Here is a 19,705-nt window from a genome sequence, read left to right on the forward strand (position 1 = left end):
CGCGGTGCGGGGTGCTCGCCGCCGATGCGGTGCGCGACGGCTGTGTTCTCTTCGGAGGTCTGCGCGTCGAGCGCGGTGACCGGGGCGGATCCGGCCTGTTCGCCCCGGGCGGCGGGGGAGTCCGGGATCATCCGGTAGTAGCGGTGCAGGACGAAATCGCGCAGGCGCGGGGCGAACATCGCGCCGTACTCCCCGAGGGTGCCGATCGGCACGTCGATGCGCCGGGGGCGCTGGGTGAGCGCGCGCACGATCGTGGCGGCCGCCCATTCCGGCGATTCGGCCCGACCTCCCTGATTGCCGGACGGGGCGATCATGGGTGTCCGGACCAAGGGCAGGTGGATGGTGGTGAAGGTGACCCCGTCGGCCATGGTTTCCACAGCCGCGACCTCGGTGAACTTGTCCAGCGCGGCCTTGCTCGCCAGATAGGCGGAGTATCGCGGGGTGGCCACCTGCACGCCCGCGCTGCTGATGTTGACGATATGGCCGAATTTGCGTTCGCGCATCTGCGGTAGCAACGCCAGGGTGAGCCGCAGTGCGCCGAAGTAGTTGACCGCCATGGTGCGTTCGTAGTCGTGCAGCCGGTCGGTGGAGCGGTGGATGGCCCGGCGGATGGAACGACCGGCATTGTTCACCAGCATGTCCACCCGGCCGTGCTCGCCGAGTAGCTTGTCCAGGGTCACTTCCACCGAGGCGGAGTCGGTGATATCGCAGGGGTAACCGTAGGCGCGGCCACCCGCGGCCCGGATCTCCGCCACCACGGCGGCGAGTTCGTCTTCGCGGCGGGCGAGCAGGAACACCACGGCGCCCTTCCGTGCGACCGCCAGTGCCGCGGCTCGTCCGATGCCCGACGAGGCGCCGGTGATGAGGACGTGCCGCCCGACGAGTTCGTGTTCGGCCTGGTCGGCCCCGGAATCGCTCATGACAGCCCCTTCGCGCAGGTCTTTCCCGGCCGAACTTACTCCAAAGTAAGAAAGTGCGCCAGGGTGCGGTCGGTGTTCGAAAACAGGTTCGATTTCGCCTTCGCTATTCGAACATATGTGCGATACTCAACCTATGACGGACGATCGGATGGCGGATATCTATGCCGCGGTGCGGCTCGGCGGTGCGGATCGGGAGGCGGCGCGCCAGGCGCTGCAACTGCTGTGGGATCAGCTCGGACCGGCCGGGGAGCCGCTGTACCGGAGCGTGGTGGCCCACCATCTGGCGGATGTCCAGGAGACCGCCGAGGGCGCGTTGTTCTGGGACACCCGGGCGCTCGACGCGGCCTTCGTGCCCGGCGTACCGCTGGGCGAAGGGCTTCTGGGCTTTCTCCCGTCGCTGTATCTGAGCCTGGCCGACAGCCACCGGCTGGTCGGCGATTTCGAGGAGGCCCGCATGCAGCTGGCGCTGGCGCGCGGGCATGCGAACGTACTCGCCGACGATGCCTACGGCCGGGTGATCCGGGCCGGAGTGGATCATGTGGCGACGCTGCTGGAGGCGCAGTCCACCGAACGGGTGGCCTGCTGACGCGGTATGGGATGGAGCAACGGTCCGCCGAGCTGGGCGGAGTTGGAGCGGGTGCTGTCCGGCCGGCCGAAGCCCGGGCAGTTTCCCGGCGACGGCGGTGACGCCCCGGCCTGGAGCAGCAGTCGCGGTGAGTACCTGGCCGAACCGGTGGCTCCGCCCGGGCCGGTCGTGCCGTACGCGGAACTGCACGCGCATTCGGCGTTCAGTTTCCTGGACGGAGCCTCACAGCCGGAGGAGATGGTCGCCGAAGCCGCGCGGCTGGGGCTCTCGGCGATCGCGCTCACCGATCACAACGGTTATTACGGGGTGGTCCGGTTCGCCGAAGCCGCCGCCGAGCACGGGATCGCCGCGGTGTACGGCGCCGAGCTCACCCTCGTGGAGTCCGGTGCCCGGAATCTCGATTCGGCGCCCCGCACGGGCGAACCCGATCCGGACGGTGAACATCTGCTGGTCCTGGCCCGCGGGCAGGAAGGCTATCGCCGGCTGTCCCGGCAGCTCGCGGCCGCGCATATGGCGGCCGGGGAGAAAGGGATCCTGCGCTACGACCTCGATGCCCTCACCGAGGCGGCCGGCGGTCACTGGCAGATCCTCACCGGCTGCCGCAAAGGCACGGTGCGGCGGGCGCTTGCCCAGGATCTGCACGCGGGTGGCCGGCCGCTGCGCGCCGAGGCGGCGCTGCGGGAACTGTGCGAACGGTTCGGCCCCGACCGGGTGACCGTGGAGCTCACCCGGCACGGCCTGCCGGTCGACGACGAAGGCAATACCGCGCTGGCCGCGATCGCCGCGCGGGTCGGTGTGCCGGTGATCGCCACCACCGCCGCGCATTTCGCGACCCCGGATCGCAGCCGCCGCGCCGCGGCCCTGGCTGCCATCCGGGCCCGGCGCAGCCTCGACGATCTCGCCGGTTGGCTCGCCCCCACCGGGTCCGGCTATCTGCGGTCGGGCGCGGAGATGGCCCGGCTGTTCGCCGAGTTCCCCGCGGCCGTGCCGAATTCGGTGGAACTGGCCCGCGAATGCGCGTTCGATCTGCGGCTGATCGCACCCCGGTTGCCGCCCTTCGATGTCCCCGCCGGCTACGACGAGAACTCCTGGTTGCGCGAACTCACCCGGCGCGGCGCCGCCGCCCGCTACGGCCCACCCGCCGCGAACCCGGCCGCTTATCGGCAGCTCGAACACGAACTCGCGATCGTCGCGCGGCTCGGTTTCCCGGGGTATTTCCTGGTGGTGCACGATATCGTGCGTTTCTGCCATGAGCACGACATCCTGTGCCAGGGTCGGGGCTCGGCCGCCAATTCCGCGGTCTGCTATGCCATCGGGATCACCAATGTCGACCCCGTCGCGAACAAATTGCTGTTCGAACGCTTCCTATCCCCGGAACGCGACGGACCCCCCGATATCGATGTCGATATCGAATCCGACCGCCGTGAGGAAGCCATCCAATACGTCTATCGCCGGTACGGCCGGGAGAACGCGGCGCAGGTGGCGAATGTGATCACCTATCGCGGGAAATCCGCGGTCCGCGACGCGGCCCGCGCTCTCGGCTTCGCCCCGGGCCAGCAGGATGCCTGGAGCAAACAGGTGAGCCGATGGACGGGTGTCGGTTCGGAAACCGGGACCGATATCCCCGAACCGGTACTGGCTCTGGCCGCCGATATCGAAGGTCTGCCGCGTCATCTGGGTATCCACTCCGGCGGCATGGTGATCTGCGACCGGCCCATCGCCGACGTGTGCCCGGTGGAATGGGCGCGGATGGCCGACCGCAGTGTGCTGCAGTGGGACAAGGACGACTGCGCGGCGGCGGGTCTGGTCAAATTCGATCTGCTGGGCCTGGGGATGCTCTCTGCCCTGCACTACATGATCGACCTGGTCCGTGAGCACATCGGCGTCACGGTCGAACTGCACACTCTGGACCTGTCCGAACCCGGGGTGTACGAGATGCTGTCCCGAGCCGATTCGGTGGGTGTGTTCCAGGTGGAATCCCGGGCCCAGATGGCGACCCTGCCGCGATTGAAACCGCGCGAGTTCTTCGACCTGGTGGTCGAGGTGGCGCTGATCCGGCCCGGCCCGATCCAAGGTGGTTCGGTTCATCCCTACATCCGCCGGAAGAACGGACTGGAGAAGGTCACCTTCGACCACGAAGCCCTGCGCAATTCCCTCGAGCGCACCCTCGGTGTGCCGCTCTTCCAGGAACAGCTCATGCAGATGGCCGTGGACGTCGCGGGTTTCACCGCCGCCGAGGCCGATCAGCTGCGGCGTGCCATGGGGTCGAAACGGTCCCCCGAGAAAATGGAACGACTCCGCGGCCGGCTGTACCAGGGCATGCGGGACCTGCACGGCATCACCGGTGAACTCGCCGACCGCATCTACGAGAAACTCCGTGCCTTCGCGAATTTCGGTTTCCCGGAGAGTCATTCGCAGAGTTTCGCCGCCCTGGTGTTCTATTCCGCCTGGTTCAAACTGCACTATCCGGCGGCATTCTGCGCCGGCCTGCTGCGCGCCCAGCCGATGGGTTTCTATTCGCCGCAGTCACTGGTCGCCGACGCCCGCCGCCACGGGGTCGTCGTGCACGGCCCGGATATCAACGACAGCGAGGCCGAGGCCACTTTGCGACAGCGTGGGACCGAGGTGCGGCTGGGCCTGGCGGCCGTGCGTTCCATCGGCTCGGACCTCGCGGAGAAGATCGTGGCCGCCCGGGCCGAAGGCGGGCCCTATACGTCGTTCCTGGATCTCACCGGGCGCGTGGAGATGACCGTCCCGCAGGCGGAGGCCCTGGCCACCGCAGGCGCGCTCGGCAGCCTGGGATACTCCCGGCGGGAAGCGCTGTGGGCCGCCGGCGCGGCGGCCGGCGAACGGCCCGACCGGCTGCCCGGCACCGGTGCCTCCACCACCACACCCACTCTGCCCGGGATGAGCGATCTCGAACACGCCGCCGCCGACGTCTGGGCGACCGGGGTCTCGCCCGGCAGCTATCCCACCCAGTTCCTGCGCCCCCGCCTCGACGCGCTCGGGGTGATCCCGGCCGCCGATCTGCTCTCGGTGCCCGACGGCACCCGGGTACTGGTCGGCGGCGCGGTGACCCACCGGCAACGTCCGGCCACCGCCGGCGGAGTCACCTTCCTGAACCTGGAAGACGAAACCGGCATGGTGAACGTGGTGTGCTCGGCCGGTCTGTGGACCCGATACCGCCGTACCGCGCAGAGTTCCCCGGCCCTGCTGATCCGTGGCCGGATCCAGAACGCGGAAGGCGCGGTGAGCATCTACGCTGAACACCTGAGCCGCTTGGATATGCGCATAGCTTCCCGCTCGCGGGACTTCAGGTGACGCGGCGTCACCTGGCGGCAGCGGAGGAGCCGTCGTCCCCGGTTCTTCCCCACGAAGCTCGTCCGCGCCACCGGCGGCACCCGGGGACGGATGGGGAGAGGTCAGCAGCGCAGCAGGGCCAAGACCACGGTGAGAGCGGCCGCGAGGAACAGAGCGATGGCGACAGCGGAGATGATCGAGGTGGTCAGCAGAGCGACACTACCGCCGGAGACGGTGACGATCAGCCCGGACAGCCACGCGGTCCCTGTTTCGGGCCGCGCGTCCGGCTTTCGGCGGTTCTTCCTGTCGGGGCGCTCGCTGTTCTCGTTCATGGTTGCAGTCCTGTATCCGGTGTCGGCCGGTCGGTGCGGACGACCGCGGGTGGGTTGCGTCCGGCGCGATCGCAGTCGCCGGTGGCCGGTAGGGCGGCGCTTCCGCGAATTCGCGGGCAATTGTTGCGAGAAGTGCGGGTGGGCCCGGAAGAACCGCGCGGACCGGGCCCACCCGTCGCTGGATGGAATCGGAGAATCAATGATCAAGGCTGCTGCCGGGGCGAGAACGTGGCCTGCGGTACCACGTCAGGTGGCTGTGCGCTGCCCGCTGCGCGGACTCGGCGCTGTCTTCGGTACAGGCCTACGGGTTCGGCGTGTTCTGGCGCCGGCGCAAACCCTGTGCTGATCGTGTGAAACGGGCATCACCTCGCTTCCGTATCTGTACGGGTGCCGGGGAATATCGGCTGTACCCGGGCGGGCCGCGCTGGCAGGCCCGTCCCGGAACCGGCCGACGTCCGCGGTGCCGGGGATCGGGTCGTCGAGAGACCGGGTTCCGCGGCCGGGGGCTGCGGATCGTGCGCAGGCGCGGTGTGCCACGGGCGCGGGCCATGCGCAGTGCCTCGTCGACCTCGGCGAACAGCTCCTCCAGATCAGGATCCAGTGGGAGCAACCGGTCCTCCACGCCCGACCATCTGTTCTCGCTGGTAACGGTCGGTGTGTGCATTGGTCGGCCTCCTGGTCTCGGCGCCGACCCGGACGGTCAGGCGTTGAGGGCCTGACGCTCGTGGTCGTGGCGCTCGATCTCGATCTTGCGGGGCTTGGCCTGCTCCGAAATCGGGATGACCAACCGCAGTACACCGTCGCGGTAGTCGGCGCGGATCGCGTTCGTATCGAGGTTCTCGCCCAGGAACAACTGACGGCTGAACACACCGCGGGTGCGCTCGGCGGCGAGCATTGCCCGGCCCGGATCCAGCTCCGGTCGCGAGGCCCGCACGGTCACCACATTGCGTTCGACGTCCAGATCAAGCGAGTCCGGGTCGATACCGGGCAGGTCGAGTTCGACCAGGAAATCGTCGCCCTCGCGCCAGGCATCCATCGGCATCGCCGCCGGGCGGGCGGGTGTGCCGAAGACCTGCTGGGTCAGACGATCCAGATCGCGGAAGGGATCGGTGCGCATCAACATGGTCGCCACCTCCAGTTCACTCCTTCACTCTTGAAGAGAAACCAGATAATCTATGTCGACTGACACAACTAATATGTAGCACTCGCGCAATCAGAGTGCAAGTGGTTCGAGTAGAAAATATTTGCCGAGGGGATGGTGACAGAGGTGACGGGTGCCGACCGCCACGTCCGGTACCTGCCCGGATCGGGGCAGGGCGTGTACGCGATATCGGTGGCCGCGGAACTGGCCGGTGTCGGAGTGCAGACACTGCGGCTCTACGAGCAGTACGGGTTGATCACCCCGGTACGCAGCCCCGGCGGCACCCGCCGCTACAGCCGCGACGACCTGCAACGGCTACAGCGCATCACCGAACTGGCCGGACAGGGCATACAACTCACCGCGATCGGGCGCATCCTCGAACTCGAGGACGCCAACACCACCCTTCGCGAAACCAATGCCGCTCTCACCGCCGAACGCGACCGGCTGCGCGCCCGCGAATCTCCACAACCGAAGTCGCCCAGGGTATCCGGATAGGCGTGCCGCCTGGTATCGATCCGCCACCCCGCGCGGCCGGGGACCGGTACGCCGCCTCCCGATTCGGCTATCCGATCCCCGAACCGCCCATTACGCTGCCAGCATGCGCAAGCTCGGGGTGTTGGTGGCGGTTGTCTGCGGGTCGGTACTGCTGGCCGGGTGCGGAGACGAATCCTCTTCCGGCACGGCAGACCACACGATGTCCTTCGAAGGCGAGGCGCCCGCACCCGCCACGGCCCCGGGAATTCGGGTGCAGAAGGCGCCGGCCCGGGAGCAGGCCCCCGCGCCCGCACCGGATACCGACCAGGCCACCGCTCGGAAAGAAGTCGTCACCGGCACGGTCGACCTCACCGCCGACGACCCCGTCGCGGCCGCGCAGACCCTCGTCGACCGCGTCGCCGAACTGGACGGGCGGGTCGACCAGCGCACCGAGAATCCCGGCACCGCCGACGACGATCCGCACGCGAACCTGGTCGTCCGGATCCCGGCCACCGATACCGACGCGTTCATCGAGGGCATGGGCGATCTCGGCGAGATCACCCAGATCAGCACCAACCGTGACGATGTCACCCTGCAGTGGCAGGATCTCGACGCCCGGATCACCGCGCTGCGGGCTTCGGTGGACCGGTTGCGCGACCTCATGACGCGCGCCGCCAACACCGCCGACCTGATCGCCGCGGAGGAGGCACTCGCCGACCGGCAGGCCGAACTGGACAGCCTCACCGGACAGCGGCGCTACCTCGACGATCAGATCTCGCTGTCCACTCTCACCGTCGATATCCAGAGCACGGCGGAGAAGACGGGCGCGGACGGTCCCACCAATTTCTGGGACGGGATCGTGGACGGCTGGAACTCCCTGTTCGACTGGCTGAAGGACGCCGTGGTCTTCATCGGCCGAGCGTTGCCGTGGCTGGCCTTCCTCGCCCTCCTCGGTGCGATCGTCGGCGCTCTCGTCGGGCTGGCCCGCCGGCTGGGCACCGCACGCGCTGCCGCCCCGGCGGCCGGAAACTCGGCCGCGCGGGTCGAGAATCCGGCGCCCGGGATCTCGCGGACCGCCGCCGAACCCGGCGACGCACCGCGCCAGGACACGAAAGACGCGGACAAGTCCGCCACGGACACGGGCCGGGCAGCGCGGGGCACGGACCCGACAGCGACGGGTGCGGACGAGACGGCGCCGGGCCCGGGCCGGACAGCGACCGACAGGGACGAGACGGCGCCCGGCACGGGCCGGGCGGTGCCGGGCATGGACCCGACAGCGACGGGTGCGGACGAGACGGCGCCGGGCCCGGGCCGTCCGGTAAAGGGCGCGGATGAGGCGGCGCCGGATGCGGGCGGGGTGGTGCCGGGCGCGGACGAGTCCCGGCCGACCGAGAAGAAGGCCGTCGATCCGGACGGCCCCGACACGGACCGGACCTGAGCGGTGTCCACCACGGTCCGCGCGGTGATCACGCCGAACAGCCGGAAAGGCCCGCTGGTCGAAACCCTGCCCGACGGCACGCTGCAACTGTGGGTGCGGGCGCCGGCCACCGAGGGGAAGGCGAACCGGGCCGCGGCCGAGCTCCTGGCCGCGCATCTCGGCGTCCCGAAGAGCGCGGTCCGGCTCACCGGCGGGGCGACCTCCCGGCACAAGCGGTTCGAGATCGCCGACTGATCCGCCGGCGCCCGGGTCAGACCGCTCCGGGGAACCCGTGCTGCCGCCACGCCTCGTATACCGCGACCGCGGCCGCATTGGCGAGATTCATCGACCGCCGGCCGGGCAGCATGGGGATGCGCACCTCGGCAGCGATGTGTTCGTCGGCCAGCACCTCCGCCGGCAGACCCGTCGGTTCCGCGCCGAACAGCAGGATGTCGCCGGGCCGGTAGGCGATATCGGTGTGCGGGGTCGTGGCCCGGGTGGTGAACGCGAACACCCGCTCGGGTCGCAGCTGCTTCCACGCGGTCGCCAGATCCGGGTGCACTGTCACCGAGGCGAGGTCGTGGTAGTCCAGCCCGGCCCGGCGCAGCTTCGCCTCCGACATATCGAAGCCGAGCGGTTCGATCAGATGCAGCTCACTGCCCGTGCCGGCGGCGAGCCGGATGGCATTGCCCGTATTACCCGGTATGCGAGGTTCATGGAACATCAATCGGAACACAGCCGACCAGTCAATCAGGTGGGGCGGCGCCGCGGTGATCGAGCCGGACGGCCGACGGTGGCCACAAGGATGCCGGACGAGTCGCCGGCGCGGGCCCGGTACCACCGTCGCGACGCCCTGACCACAGCGAACACGAGCACCGACGTGGTGCGGGGGCCGCGCACGGCCGGGATCGCGGCGGCGTACCGTAGGGCCGCCCACTCTGCAGGAATCCGCTTCCGGTGGTCGAATGGGCTGTCCGATTCATTCCGGAGGGAGAAATATGGCCGTGCTGCAGGGCCACGGTAATCCAGGCGACGACGCGAGCGGGGTGAGCGATCCGGGTGCCGGCCCGGAGAAGCTGAGCCGCCAGCTGGCGAACCGACATATCCAGCTGATCGCGATCGGCGGCGCGATCGGCACCGGCCTGTTCATGGGATCGGGTAAGACGATCTCGCTCGCCGGTCCCTCGGTGATCCTCGTCTACATGGTCATCGGCTTCTTCCTGTTCTTCGTCATGCGGGCGATGGGGGAGCTGCTGCTGTCGAACTCCGGATACAAATCGTTCAGTGATTTCGCCGGCGATCTGCTCGGCCCGTGGGCGGGTTTCTTCACCGGCTGGACCTACTGGTTCTGCTGGGTGGTCACCGGTATCGCCGATGTGGTGGCGATCGCCGGGTATGTGTCGTACTGGTGGTCGGATCTGCCGCTGTGGATACCGGCACTGGTCTGTATCGCCGTACTGCTGGTGCTCAATCTGCCCACCGTGCGCGCGTTCGGTGAGACCGAGTTCTGGTTCGCGCTGATCAAGGTCATCGCCATCGGCGCGCTCATCGTCACCGGTCTGGTGATGGTGATCACCGGGTTCACCGGCGACAACGGCAGCACGGCCTCGCTGGCCAACCTGTGGAACGACGGCGGTTTCTTCCCGACCGGGCCGATGGGCTTCGTGGCCGGATTCCAGATCGCGGTGTTCGCCTTCGTCGGTATCGAGCTGGTGGGCACCACGGCGGCGGAGGCCAAGGAACCCGAACGCACCCTGCCCCGCGCGATCAACTCGATCCCGGTGCGCGTCCTGCTGTTCTATGTCGGCGCGCTGATCGTGATCTGCGCGGTGACCCCGTGGCGGCAGGTCTCGGCCGACGAGAGCCCGTTCGTGGCGATGTTCGCCCTGGCCGGGCTCGGTGTCGCCGCGAGTGTGGTCAACTTCGTGGTGCTGACCAGCGCCACCTCGAGCGCGAACTCGGGAATCTACTCGACCTCGCGGATGGTGTACGGCCTGGCCGGTGACGGGGACGCCCCCGCGCTGTTCGGGAAACTGTCCCGGCGCAAGGTCCCGGCCAACGCGCTGCGTTTCTCCTGCGCGTTCCTGCTGATCGGCGTGGTGCTGCTCTACGCCGGACAGTCGATCGTCGAGGCGTTCACCGTGGTCACCACCATTTCGTCGTTGTGCTTCATGTTCGTCTGGACGATGATCCTGGCCAGCTACCTGGTCTACCGGAAGCGGCGGCCGCATCTGCACGCCGCGTCGAAATTCAAGATGCCGGGCGGGGTCGCGGCGGTCTGGGCGGTGCTGGCGTTCTTCGTATTCCTGATCTGGGCGCTCACCCAGAAGAGCGACACCCTGCAGGCCCTGCTGGTGACCCCCATCTGGTTCGTGGTGCTGGGTTTGGCCTACCTGGTGGTACGGCGCAGTCCGCACCACGCCGCGCTGCGTGAGCAGCACCGGGAGAAGGTGCTCGCCGAGAACGCCGCCCTGCGCTGAGCTGTGTTCTTTTGCGCGCCTTCGGCGCGCGGGCTCACTCCACTGTGCTGTCCCCGGATGGCCGGCGGTACGCGCTCCACAACCGGCCCGCATCCCGGTCGCGGATGCGGGCCGTCCGGGGATCGTGTCGTCGAACGGGTTCACCCGCCGGACGCGATCGGTGGTTTCGGCAGCGGTAGAGCCACCGGCCCGGGCCGAATACCAGGCGCCGGGATGCGTTCCAGCACCCCGCCCGCGAAGACGTCGTAGAGCGGCAGCGTTTCCAGGTGGACGTAGCCGATATGACAGTCGCAGAGCGCGCGCGGGCACGGCCGTGGTCGCAGGGCGTCGCGGTAGGAGCCGTCGTAGAGATTGCCCAGGGGTTCTCTCACGAAATGGCAGCGCCGCACGGTGCCGTCCCCGTCGACCGACAGGACCGACGCTCCTGTCCGGCACGCCCGGCCGAGAGAATGGTGCGGGTCGCGACTGTAGGAGAACAGCGGGTCGAGGGCGGTCCAGTCGGCGGCTTCGGCATCGGTGTAGCTGTGGCCTTCGGCGGCATTGACCCACAGATAGATGTGCCCGGGCAGGTCGGCGCGCAGTCTGCGGGCATGATCCAGGTGGCCGGGCAGACCCACCACCCCGACGCTGAACCGGATACCGGCCGCGGCCAGATCCCGGGTTTTGCCGAGGAAGCGCTGATAGGGCGTTTGCCCGGGATGGTAGGTGCACCACAGTGCGACCGTGTCGCGGTCGGCCTCGCTCAGCCATTCGGTGCGGCATCCGAGATTGGTCTGGATGGCGACCCGGCGGACCCCGGGCGCCCGGGACAGTTCGACCAGCGCCCGGCGGTACCAGGACCGGACCAGTCCCTCGCCCCACGGCGTGAACAGCACCGAGATCCGGTCCTCGGGCCGATCGCGCACCCAGGCGGTGAATCGTTCCAGCGCCGCGCGGTCGGCGCGCAACTGGTCGCGGCTGTCCCGGCGCTTCGCGAAAGGACAGTAGGGGCAGTCGTAATCACAGGAGGCCAGGGGACCGCGGTAGAGCAGGGTGAGGTCCATCGCCGGTCACCGAAGTTCGTATTCGGCCATGGCCGCGCGGACGGCGGTGGAGAAGAACTCGGGGCCGATGGCGTCGGAATAGGCCAGGCCCTCGGGGGAGAGCCGTAACCGCGCGGGACCGGTGTCGGCGAGCCAGCCGCGGTCGGCGAGCCGGGCCAGTTCCACCGGGAAATCGGTGTGCGGGTCGGTGCCGAAACGGGCCCGGTAGTCCGCGACGGGCAGGCCGTCGGCCTGCAGTATCGATTGGAGCAGATGCCGGCGCCGGGCCTCGTCCGCATCGATCACCCGGCCGACCACGGCCCGGTCGAAATCGGTGGTGGCGGTGTAGCTGTCGACGATCGCGCGAACTTCCTGTGCCGAGACCGCGTAGTCGAAGGAATAGTGCAGGTTCCGGGTGTAGGAGCGGGCGCCGCAGCCCAGGCCGATCATGCCGTCGGTCTGGCAGGAGTAATCGTCGGGGCCCGGCGCGGGCGCGTCGAGGCGGCGGAACATCCGCATGGATAGCTGTTCGTAACCGTTGGCGAGCAGATGATCCCGGCCCTCCCGGTACAGCCGCAGGCGCTGCTCGTCCCATGCCAGGTCCGCCGCGGCGCGGTCGCGGCGGGACAGACCGGTGAGCGGGCGCACATACAGCGGGTACAGGTAGATCTCCTCGGGCCGCCAGGTCAGCGCCGCGTTCAGCGAGTAGCGCCAGCTCGCCGGAGTCTGGCCGTCGATGCCGTAGATGAGATCGATATTGAGTACCTGGACGGCGGTCTCGCGGATCCGGGCGAGCGCGGACTCCACATCGGTGCGCCGCTGCGGCCGCACAGCCGCGCGGGATTCGTTCTCGTCGAAACTCTGGACGCCGAGACTGATCCGGGTGACGCCACGTTCGGCGAGGACCGCGAGGCGGTCGGCGGTCGCGGTGGCGGGGGACGTCTCGACCGAGAAACCGATGGCGCCCAGGTCGGCGCCCATGACGCGCTCGGCGATATCGCAGAGCCGAATCAGTTCCCCGGCCGCCAGGAACGTGGGTGTACCGCCGCCGAACGCGGTATTGGCGAAACGTGGGCTGCGCTCGGTACCGAGGCTCGCGCGCACCGTTTCGGCCTGGCGGGTGAGGGCGTCGAGGTAGCGGGTGGTGAGGTCGCCGGGGGCGCCGACCCGGGTGAACAGATTGCAGAAACCGCAGCGTATTTCGCAGAACGGGATGTGCAGGTACAGCGAGAGCGGATCACGGGGCTCGCCCGACCACACCCGGCGCAGGGACGGCCGCGGTGCCAGCGGGCGGTAGGCCGTCTTGTGCGGATAGGCGTAGACGTAACTCTGGTAGGGCCGCGGTAATCGGTTGAGGGTGCGGGTCATGCGGAGTCCTCGTGCGGGTCGGGTGCGGGCGCGTGCGGGCCTGCCTCCAGGAAGAAATGGGCGTAGGGCACGGTCCACACGGCTTCGTGCCCCAGCCGGTGCCCGGTGTATCCGTCTTCGCCGTAGGCGGTGCCGTGGTCGGAGCAGACCACGGCGAAACAGCGACCGCGGGCGCGCAGGGCAGCGAACAGCAGTGGGATATGACGATCCACGTAGCGCAGTGCCGCGGCATGTGTTTCCCGGGTATCGCCCGATTCCCGGGTGGCCCCGGGGAGATGGAACCAGTTGGGCTGGTGCAGGGCCGAGACGTTGAGGAAGAGGAACAGGCGCCGGTCCGCGGGTGTCTCGGCGATCACCGTGCGCGCGCATTCCACCTGTGCTTCGAAAGATCCCGGTGCGGTGACGGAGAAACTCGGGTCCCAGTAGCTCTCGGCGAAGCGGCCCGGAAGGGTGCTGCCCAGCGCGCCCTGTTTGTTGAAGAAACCGACACCGCCGACGCAGACGGTGCGATAGCCGAGCGTGGCCAGCGCGGTGGGTAGGTCGGGCTCGTCGAATACGAATGTCCCGGGTGCCGTCGTCTCGCTACCGGCGAACCGAGCGGCGAACAGGCGTGGATGCGGACCGGGTTCCGCAGGGGTGGGCAGGAACCCGGCGAACATGGCCTGATGCGACGCATAGGTGAAATTGCCCGGCGCGTGGCGCTTTTCCCACGCACCGCCCGGTAGCGCCGCGGCGAGATTCGGTAACCGGCCGGCCGCGGTCTCCGCCACCGCGACGTCGTAGCGCAGGGTGTCGAGGGTGAGTAGGAGCAGATCGTCCCGGCCGACCACATCGTTCATATCAGGCCGGTACATGGTCGTCCTCCGGTGCGGCAGCGGTGCGCACCGCACCGTACCAGCGTGCGGCGGCCGTGATCTGTGCCGTGTAGGTGTCCAGGCCGGCGGCGGGTGACCCGGGCAGCCCGGTGACCCCGGGCAGTAGGTCGCCGAACGCGTTCACTTCCGCCACCACGAATTTCCGCCAGTGCGCGGTGGGCAGCAGGTCCACCCCGACGCACAGGGTCCGGGGGAAACACGCGGCCGCGCGTTCCGCCAGTTCCAGTGCCCGGGGCCAGTGCCGACCGGCCGCGGCGCGGACGGCATCCGGGTCGCCGCGCCGCCCACCCAGATGCAGGTTGGTGATGGGCACCGGGGCCTGCCGCGCGACCAGATGCGCCGCCCGGCCCGCGACCACCACTATCCGCAGGTCACACGATCCGCCCCGGAGCGAGGATTTCGGCACCCACTGCTCGATGTGCAGGCCGTCGGGAGCGAGGCGGTCCACGATGGCGGCGATCTCGGTTTCGGTGGTGTAGCGGTGCACTCGCAGCGAATTGTGCAGCGCGCCGGAGGCGGTGGCCTCGACCGATGTGGTGGCGCGTACCCGGCCCGCCGGATGCGTTTCCAGCGCCAGCACACCCGAGGCCGAGGATCCGTGCGCGATCTTGACGAAAACCCGGGTCAGCCCGGACTCCCGCATGCGCAGCCGCAGATCGGCCCAATCGCGTACCGGGTCGGCGGCTCCGGACGTGGGCGAGTGCGGGACGGGCACGCCGGAATTCGCCAGCCGCGCATGACACCGCCGCTTGTCGAAGAGCACGGCCAGTTCCGCCGGATCGTCGAGCCGGTGCCCGCCGCGCAGGGACGCGACGGCCGCACCGAACCCCGCGTACCAGCGCGCCGACCCCTCGACCCGGGTCGGATCGGTGACCCCGCGCAGCAATCGGTCCACGTCCGGGTTCTCACCGGGCGAATCCAGGCGCACCAGTTCGTCGTCGGCGAACCGGTGACCGCCCGCGCGCAGCACATCGAGCCATTCGACCACCCGTGGCGCGGGCTCCCCGGCCGCCACCGCGGCCGCGCGGAACGATCGGACCCGCCGGTTCGCCCCGTTGCCGACCACGACCCGGCGGAATCCGGGCGCATCGGGGCCGGACATCATTCGCCGACCGAGACGTAGCGTATTTCCTCGCCGCCGAACGTGTAACTCTCCGCGTCGCCGGAATCGAGGTCGAGTTCGACACCCGGTGACAGCGTCGCGTTCAGCCGCGCGCACATCTCCGGACTCAGGTAGTTGTAATGCATGTCCAGGCGTTTCAGATGGTTCAGCGGTTGCCCGGACAGCAGCGCAGCCGCGCCCGCATCGGTGAGGATCCCCATGGAGACGTCCAGGCTCTCCAGCCGGGCCACCACCGGCGCGGCGGCCAGCGCGGCACACACCTCGTCCTGGATCTCGCTGTTGCGCAGCGCCAGGTGCCGCAGCTCGGGCAACCGGTCACCGGCGAGAATGGGGGCCAGGTCGGCGATCTCGGTATCGCCGTCGTAGTTCGGAGTGCCCAACCACAGCTCCAGGTGGGTCAGCGCGGGCAGCTCACTGGCCGCGACACCGCGCGCCACCTCGGCCGGCAGGCCACCGGTCTGGATGGTGAACTTCTCCAGCCGCTCGTGCCGGATGGCGGGGAAGCGCAGCTCCGCCGACCCGCGCACGGTGAACTCGGTGAGTTCGGGGTAGGCATCCAGCAGGTCGGTGACCCGGCCCTGGGTGATCCAGGAGATCTCGTTCTCCTCCTGGGTGATATCGCCGAGGAACACCGACCGCAGCGCCGGGAACCTGTCACGGACGGACACCAGTTTCGCCAGTACCTCGTCGACCGGGTCGAATCCGTCGCCCTCGCCGTGCACCCAGGTGCCCACGACCACAGCGCGCACCCTTGTGGTGTCCACCGTTTCCAGGAACCGGTCGAACTCGTCCACCCACGGCACCTCCGAATCCCAGTCCACGGCGAGGCGCCAGGCCACCGAATCGGCCTCTGGGAGTGCACGGGTTTCCCCGGCCGGGCCGGAGTCGGCCGGGCGCCCCGGGAAATCGAAGACCGGCAGGCCGCCGAATTCCTCCAGATGTTCGTGGTTCATCGATGCGCCTTTCGCGGGCCGTGGTATCCGGGGTTCGCGATGGTTCTACCAACTCGGACCGACACACGCCGACCGGAGATCCGCCGGGCGCCGGACCGGTGTGCGCAGGGCGGCACGGGTTCGGCCGAACCGGTTTCGTGGGCGCCACCTGTCGGTGACCGCCGTTACTGTCCCGCCCGTAGCCGGCGCGTGGGCGCCGGAGCGGGAGGACGACGAATGTATCGCCAGGGAGATGTGCTGATCGTGCCGGTCGCGGAGGACGCGGTCGCCGAGGATGCCGCGCGGTGGTGCCCGGCGCGCCGGGACGGGCGGGGTCGGATGGTGCTGGCGCTCGGTGAGGTGACCGGGCACGCCCACGCGATCGCCGCGCCCGGCACGCTCGTGCAGGCGCCGAACCCGCCGCATGCGATGGTCCTGCACCTGCCCGAGGGCGGCCGGCTCACGCACGAGGAGCACGCCGCGATCACCCTGCCCAAGGGCTGGTACCGCGTGGTCCGCCAGCGCGAATACGTACCGGGTTCGGTCCGCGTCGTCGCCGACTGATCCACACCGCTCGCCGAACCGCAGTACGAGAACAGGATCGAGGAGACCGTGACCGAATACGACCAGTGGCGGCTGCTGTCCGCCGCGACCGGCCCCGGTGACCGGACGGCCGCCGAGGCGGGAGTACGGCTCGCCTACGAGCGGGCCGGGCTCCGCCCGCCCGAGCGCGTCGTCTGGGCGCGGTCCCCGCTGGAGGCGGTGCGGCTGCTCGGGGCGGGCGCCCTGGCGACGGCCGGAGCCTCGGTGCGGGAGCAGGTCCGCAGCGCGCCCTGGGCCGCGGAACGCCACCGCCTGCACGCCGAACTCGGTGCGCGGGAATTCGCCCGGCACTGGCAGTCCACGGCCGCCCCGCTGTGGGAGCTGATCGAGCCGATCGTGAGCCGGATCCGGGAGGCGGTGATCGCCGCCGCCCTGCCCGGGCCGGACACCGCCGACCCGGCCGGGTCCACGAGCCGGGCCGAACTCCGGACACGGATGCTGCTGCTGGACGCGGTCATGGGCCAGCACGACGCGGCCTGGCTGTCCGCGTTCGACACCGGGGCCGCGGCGCCGCTGGCCGGTCCGGCGGCCGTGGCCCGGGAGGCGGGCTGGTGGTGGCCCTACGAGAACCTCGCGGTGATCAGCGAACGCCCCACCGCACTGCACCGCGACGAAGCCGGGCGCCTCGATTGCGCCGACGGACCGGCGGTGGGCTACGCCGACGGGTTCGCGATATACGCCTGGCGCGGCATGCCGGTACCGGGAGATTTCCTCGCCGAACTGACCTCGCTCACTCCCGCGCGAATCCGCACCGAGGAGAACGCGGAACTGCGCCGGGTGATGCTCGAGTTCTACGGATACGACAGGTACCTGGCCGAATCCGGGGCCGAACCGCTACAGCGGGACGAGACCGGCATCCTGTGGCGGATCGCGCTGGACGACGACGAGGACGTTGTCATGGTCGAGGTGGTCAATTCGACACCCGAGCCGGACGGCACCAGCCGTACCTATTGGCTCCGGGTGCCCCCGGCGACCCGGACCGCCCGCGAAGGTGTCGCCTGGACATTCGGCGTATCCGAGGCGGACTACGAGCCGCTCGTGCAGACCTGATCGCCCGGATCTGGAACAATCGCCCCCGTGACCGACGCCGCGACCCCGACCCACGACGATCCCGGCACCGGCAGCCGATGGGCCGGTTTCCTGCGCTGCCATCTGCCGATGGTCGTGGTGGCGGTGGTGGTGCTGATCGCCGTGGTGTTTGTCGCGCAGGACCGCTGGCGTCGTGGCGCCTTCTTCTTCGGCGGCGCGACTCTCATCGCGGCCGCGTTCCGGCTGTGCCTGCCGACCGCGCGGGTCGGACTGCTCGCGGTACGCGGCAAGCCGTTCGATGTGGGTGCGCTGACCCTGCTCGGCGGCGCCGTGGTCTTCCTCGCCGCGACAATCAACACCCTCGGCGTGGGCTGACGGGGCCGGCGCCGCGCCGGTGCTAGCGCCCGGCGCGGGCCAGGTTCATCGTCTGGACCAGCAGTTTGCCGATGGCCGCCGCCTCGGTGAGGAAGGCATCGTGGCCGTCCCGCGAGGAGATCACCTCGAAATGCCGGCAGCCGGCCAGCCCGTCGGCCAGTTCCTGCTGGGTGTGCAGTGGATAGAGCCGGTCGGAGTCGATACCACCCACGATGCACGGCACCTCGGCGGCGGCCATCGCCGCTTCGATCCCGCCGCGGCCGCGACCGATATCGTGCCGGTTCATCGCCTCGCTCAGCAGCACGTAGGTCGCCGGGTCGAAACGCCGTCCGAGTTTCTCGGCCTGGTACTCCAGATAGCTCTGCACCGCGTACCGGCCGCCGTCCCAGGGGTCCTCGCCCTCCTGCGGGCTGTTGGCGAACCGGCTGTCCAGTTCGACCTCGGTGCGGTAGGTGAGGTGCGCGATCCGGCGCGCGATACCCATCCCGGCCATCGGCGCGCGGCCGGTGCCGTGGTAGTCGCCGCCCTGCCAGTCCGGGTCGCTGGTGATCGCCGCGATCTGGGTGCTCTGGGTCCCGATCTGATCGGCGGTGGCCCGCGGGCCCACCGCGAGGATCAGTGCGGCGGCCAGGCGCTGCGGGGCGAGCAACATCCATTCGAGGACGCGCATACCGCCCATCGAGCCGCCGATCGCCGCGGCCAGCCGGGGCACCCCGAGTACATCGAACAACTTCAGTTCCGCGGCGACCTGATCGCGGATGGAGATGGCCGGGAACCGCGAGCCCCACGGTGCGCCGTCCGGTGCGAGCGAGGCCGGGCCGGTGCTGCCCTGACAGCCGCCCAGGACATTGGTCGCGACGACACACCACTCATCGGTGTCGAGCGGTGCCCCCGGACCGACCATCCCGTTCCACCAGCCGGCCTGGGAATGATTCTCGTCCGGGTCACCGGAGACATGGGAGTCACCGGTCAGCGCGTGCTCGATCAGGACGATGTTGTCCATTGCCGGGGACAGCTCGCCCCAGCGCTGCACTGCCAGCCGGACCTGCGGGAGGCGGGCGCCGTTCTCCAGGGTGAGTTCACCGATGTCCACATGCCCGAGGGTGCCGTCGGACGGCGGTAACTGGGCCACCGGACGAGCGGTGGTCGATTCGGTGCCCGCTTTCACGCGAGGGCTTCCACGGAAGCGGCGGACCGTACTGATGCCCGGAGCGTATGAATCTCCGCAGTGGATCGGGCCGCGCGGGCGCGCGGGGCGCCGGATGAGACCGAGGATTGCCGGCGGGTCGCTCCGGTCGCGGTTGCGCCACGGATGCTGTGATCGGTCATGTCGTGCTCCAGAAAATCGGGGGTTTCTCGTCGAATCGTGAGAACGCCGCGGTCAACGCGACCGGCACCGGCACAAATCGACGACCTCCTGACGTGCGCTTGCTCCCGGCTCTCGGGAGCCAGGTCATCACCCGGAGCACCCCACCGCAGCAGGAGGGTTGCCGGCCAGTGAGCCGGGGCTTGGTACTGGCACTCATGACCTGCCGAATATGGTAGCGGGGTACCGATGGGGATCGAAATCGGCATATGCGCCGACCAGGTAATCTTGTGGCGCGTCTCACCCCTGTGAGATCTCACGACCGGGGCTGGCTGCACCGTGATACCACCACAAGCAGTACGCTCGTCTTGGTTACACCAGACGTCTCGTGGACAACGCGGGATGTATACGTTGTCTGTTGA

At 69.5% G+C, this 19,705-nt stretch carries 18 protein-coding genes, 1 pseudogene and 1 riboswitch; of the genes and pseudogenes, 9 read left to right on the plus strand and 10 right to left on the minus strand.

The annotated features are described in order from the left end of the window. Positions 1 to 884, minus strand: a pseudogene (locus ON38_RS04510) (SDR family NAD(P)-dependent oxidoreductase); the annotation flags it as partial. A 169-nt stretch (positions 885 to 1,053) separates the two neighbouring features. On the opposite strand from ON38_RS04510, the gene ON38_RS04515 reads away from it, so the two are divergent. Next, positions 1,054 to 1,506 carry a hypothetical protein gene (locus ON38_RS04515; RefSeq protein ID WP_051164367.1) on the plus strand — a complete coding sequence of 151 codons (453 nt, stop codon included), beginning with the start codon at positions 1,054 to 1,056 and terminating at the stop codon, positions 1,504 to 1,506. A 6-nt stretch (positions 1,507 to 1,512) separates the two neighbouring features. Next, positions 1,513 to 4,827 carry an error-prone DNA polymerase gene (locus ON38_RS04520; RefSeq protein WP_039822600.1) on the plus strand — a complete coding sequence of 1,105 codons (3,315 nt, stop codon included), beginning with the start codon at positions 1,513 to 1,515 and terminating at the stop codon, positions 4,825 to 4,827. Between the two features lie 101 nt (positions 4,828 to 4,928). Here ON38_RS04520 and ON38_RS04525 read toward each other — a convergent pair whose 3' ends face one another. Together ON38_RS04525 and ON38_RS04530 are read right to left on the minus strand one after the other, a co-directional pair. Then, a complete protein-coding gene (locus tag ON38_RS04525; protein ID WP_039822602.1) occupies positions 4,929 to 5,138 on the minus strand; it encodes a hypothetical protein in 210 nt (69 codons plus the stop codon). Between the two features lie 700 nt (positions 5,139 to 5,838). Continuing rightward, positions 5,839 to 6,276: an Hsp20/alpha crystallin family protein gene (locus ON38_RS04530; RefSeq protein WP_039822604.1), complete on the minus strand. Its 438-nt coding sequence runs from the start codon at positions 6,274 to 6,276 to the stop codon at positions 5,839 to 5,841. Between the two features lie 129 nt (positions 6,277 to 6,405). Here ON38_RS04530 and ON38_RS04535 point away from each other — a divergent pair, with 129 nt between their 5' ends. The 3 genes from ON38_RS04535 to ON38_RS04545 all read left to right on the plus strand — a co-directional run bounded on the left by ON38_RS04535 (position 6,406) and on the right by ON38_RS04545 (position 8,425). Continuing rightward, positions 6,406 to 6,774 carry a MerR family transcriptional regulator gene (locus tag ON38_RS04535; RefSeq protein WP_245563911.1) on the plus strand — a complete coding sequence of 123 codons (369 nt, stop codon included), beginning with the start codon at positions 6,406 to 6,408 and terminating at the stop codon, positions 6,772 to 6,774. Between the two features lie 103 nt (positions 6,775 to 6,877). Next, positions 6,878 to 8,191, plus strand: coding sequence for a DUF4349 domain-containing protein (locus ON38_RS35515; RefSeq protein ID WP_051164369.1), 1,314 nt, complete (start codon positions 6,878 to 6,880; stop codon positions 8,189 to 8,191). A gap of 3 nt (positions 8,192 to 8,194) precedes the next feature. Beyond that, the gene (locus ON38_RS04545; protein ID WP_039822605.1) at positions 8,195 to 8,425 is read left to right on the plus strand and encodes a DUF167 domain-containing protein; all 231 of its coding nucleotides are present in this window, start codon (positions 8,195 to 8,197) and stop codon (positions 8,423 to 8,425) included. 16 nt (positions 8,426 to 8,441) lie between these two features. On the opposite strand, the gene ON38_RS04550 is transcribed toward ON38_RS04545, so the two are convergent. Next, the gene (locus ON38_RS04550) at positions 8,442 to 8,906 is read right to left on the minus strand and encodes a tRNA (cytidine(34)-2'-O)-methyltransferase (protein WP_039822607.1); all 465 of its coding nucleotides are present in this window, start codon (positions 8,904 to 8,906) and stop codon (positions 8,442 to 8,444) included. A 262-nt stretch (positions 8,907 to 9,168) separates the two neighbouring features. Between ON38_RS04550 and cycA the strand changes: the two genes are divergently transcribed. Then, on the plus strand, positions 9,169 to 10,650 hold the full coding sequence (gene cycA / locus ON38_RS04555; RefSeq protein WP_051164370.1) for a D-serine/D-alanine/glycine transporter: 1,482 nt from the start codon (positions 9,169 to 9,171) through the stop codon (positions 10,648 to 10,650). A 140-nt stretch (positions 10,651 to 10,790) separates the two neighbouring features. On the opposite strand, the gene ON38_RS04560 is transcribed toward cycA, so the two are convergent. Genes ON38_RS04560 through ON38_RS04580 form a run of 5 tightly spaced genes read right to left on the minus strand, consistent with a single transcriptional unit; the run spans position 10,791 to position 15,991 of the window. Continuing rightward, positions 10,791 to 11,693, minus strand: coding sequence for an STM4011 family radical SAM protein (locus ON38_RS04560; protein WP_039822608.1), 903 nt, complete (start codon positions 11,691 to 11,693; stop codon positions 10,791 to 10,793). Between the two features lie 6 nt (positions 11,694 to 11,699). Beyond that, positions 11,700 to 13,040, minus strand: a complete 1,341-nt coding sequence (locus tag ON38_RS04565) for an STM4012 family radical SAM protein (protein WP_039822610.1) — start codon at positions 13,038 to 13,040, stop codon at positions 11,700 to 11,702. After that, positions 13,037 to 13,879 (minus strand): STM4013/SEN3800 family hydrolase, encoded by an 843-nt coding sequence (locus ON38_RS04570; RefSeq protein ID WP_039822612.1) that lies wholly within the window; start codon positions 13,877 to 13,879, stop codon positions 13,037 to 13,039. The genes ON38_RS04565 and ON38_RS04570 overlap by 4 nt, the downstream gene beginning before the upstream one ends. Position 13,880: 1 nt before the next feature. Next, on the minus strand, positions 13,881 to 15,020 hold the full coding sequence (locus tag ON38_RS04575; RefSeq protein ID WP_245563912.1) for an STM4014 family protein: 1,140 nt from the start codon (positions 15,018 to 15,020) through the stop codon (positions 13,881 to 13,883). Continuing rightward, positions 15,017 to 15,991 (minus strand): STM4015 family protein, encoded by a 975-nt coding sequence (locus tag ON38_RS04580; protein WP_039822614.1) that lies wholly within the window; start codon positions 15,989 to 15,991, stop codon positions 15,017 to 15,019. Before ON38_RS04580 ends, ON38_RS04575 begins: the two co-directional genes overlap by 4 nt. 216 nt (positions 15,992 to 16,207) lie before the next feature. On the opposite strand from ON38_RS04580, the gene ON38_RS04585 reads away from it, so the two are divergent. The 3 genes from ON38_RS04585 to ON38_RS04595 all read left to right on the plus strand — a co-directional run bounded on the left by ON38_RS04585 (position 16,208) and on the right by ON38_RS04595 (position 17,977). Continuing rightward, on the plus strand, positions 16,208 to 16,534 hold the full coding sequence (locus ON38_RS04585; RefSeq protein WP_039822616.1) for a DUF8820 family protein: 327 nt from the start codon (positions 16,208 to 16,210) through the stop codon (positions 16,532 to 16,534). A gap of 48 nt (positions 16,535 to 16,582) precedes the next feature. Then, a complete protein-coding gene (locus tag ON38_RS04590) occupies positions 16,583 to 17,623 on the plus strand; it encodes a DUF6745 domain-containing protein (RefSeq protein ID WP_039822618.1) in 1,041 nt (346 codons plus the stop codon). Positions 17,624 to 17,731: 108 nt separating this feature from the next. Continuing rightward, a complete protein-coding gene (locus ON38_RS04595) occupies positions 17,732 to 17,977 on the plus strand; it encodes a DUF3017 domain-containing protein (RefSeq protein WP_083872253.1) in 246 nt (81 codons plus the stop codon). A 22-nt stretch (positions 17,978 to 17,999) separates the two neighbouring features. Here the strand turns inward: ON38_RS04595 and metX are convergent, their stop codons facing one another. Further along, positions 18,000 to 19,145 carry a homoserine O-acetyltransferase MetX gene (gene metX / locus ON38_RS04600; protein WP_051164372.1) on the minus strand — a complete coding sequence of 382 codons (1,146 nt, stop codon included), beginning with the start codon at positions 19,143 to 19,145 and terminating at the stop codon, positions 18,000 to 18,002. Between the two features lie 251 nt (positions 19,146 to 19,396). Beyond that, positions 19,397 to 19,507: riboswitch (SAM riboswitch) on the minus strand. Positions 19,508 to 19,705 lie beyond the last annotated feature (198 nt).

The organism is Nocardia testacea NBRC 100365 (assembly GCF_000308775.1).
Taxonomy (GTDB): domain Bacteria; phylum Actinomycetota; class Actinomycetes; order Mycobacteriales; family Mycobacteriaceae; genus Nocardia; species Nocardia testacea.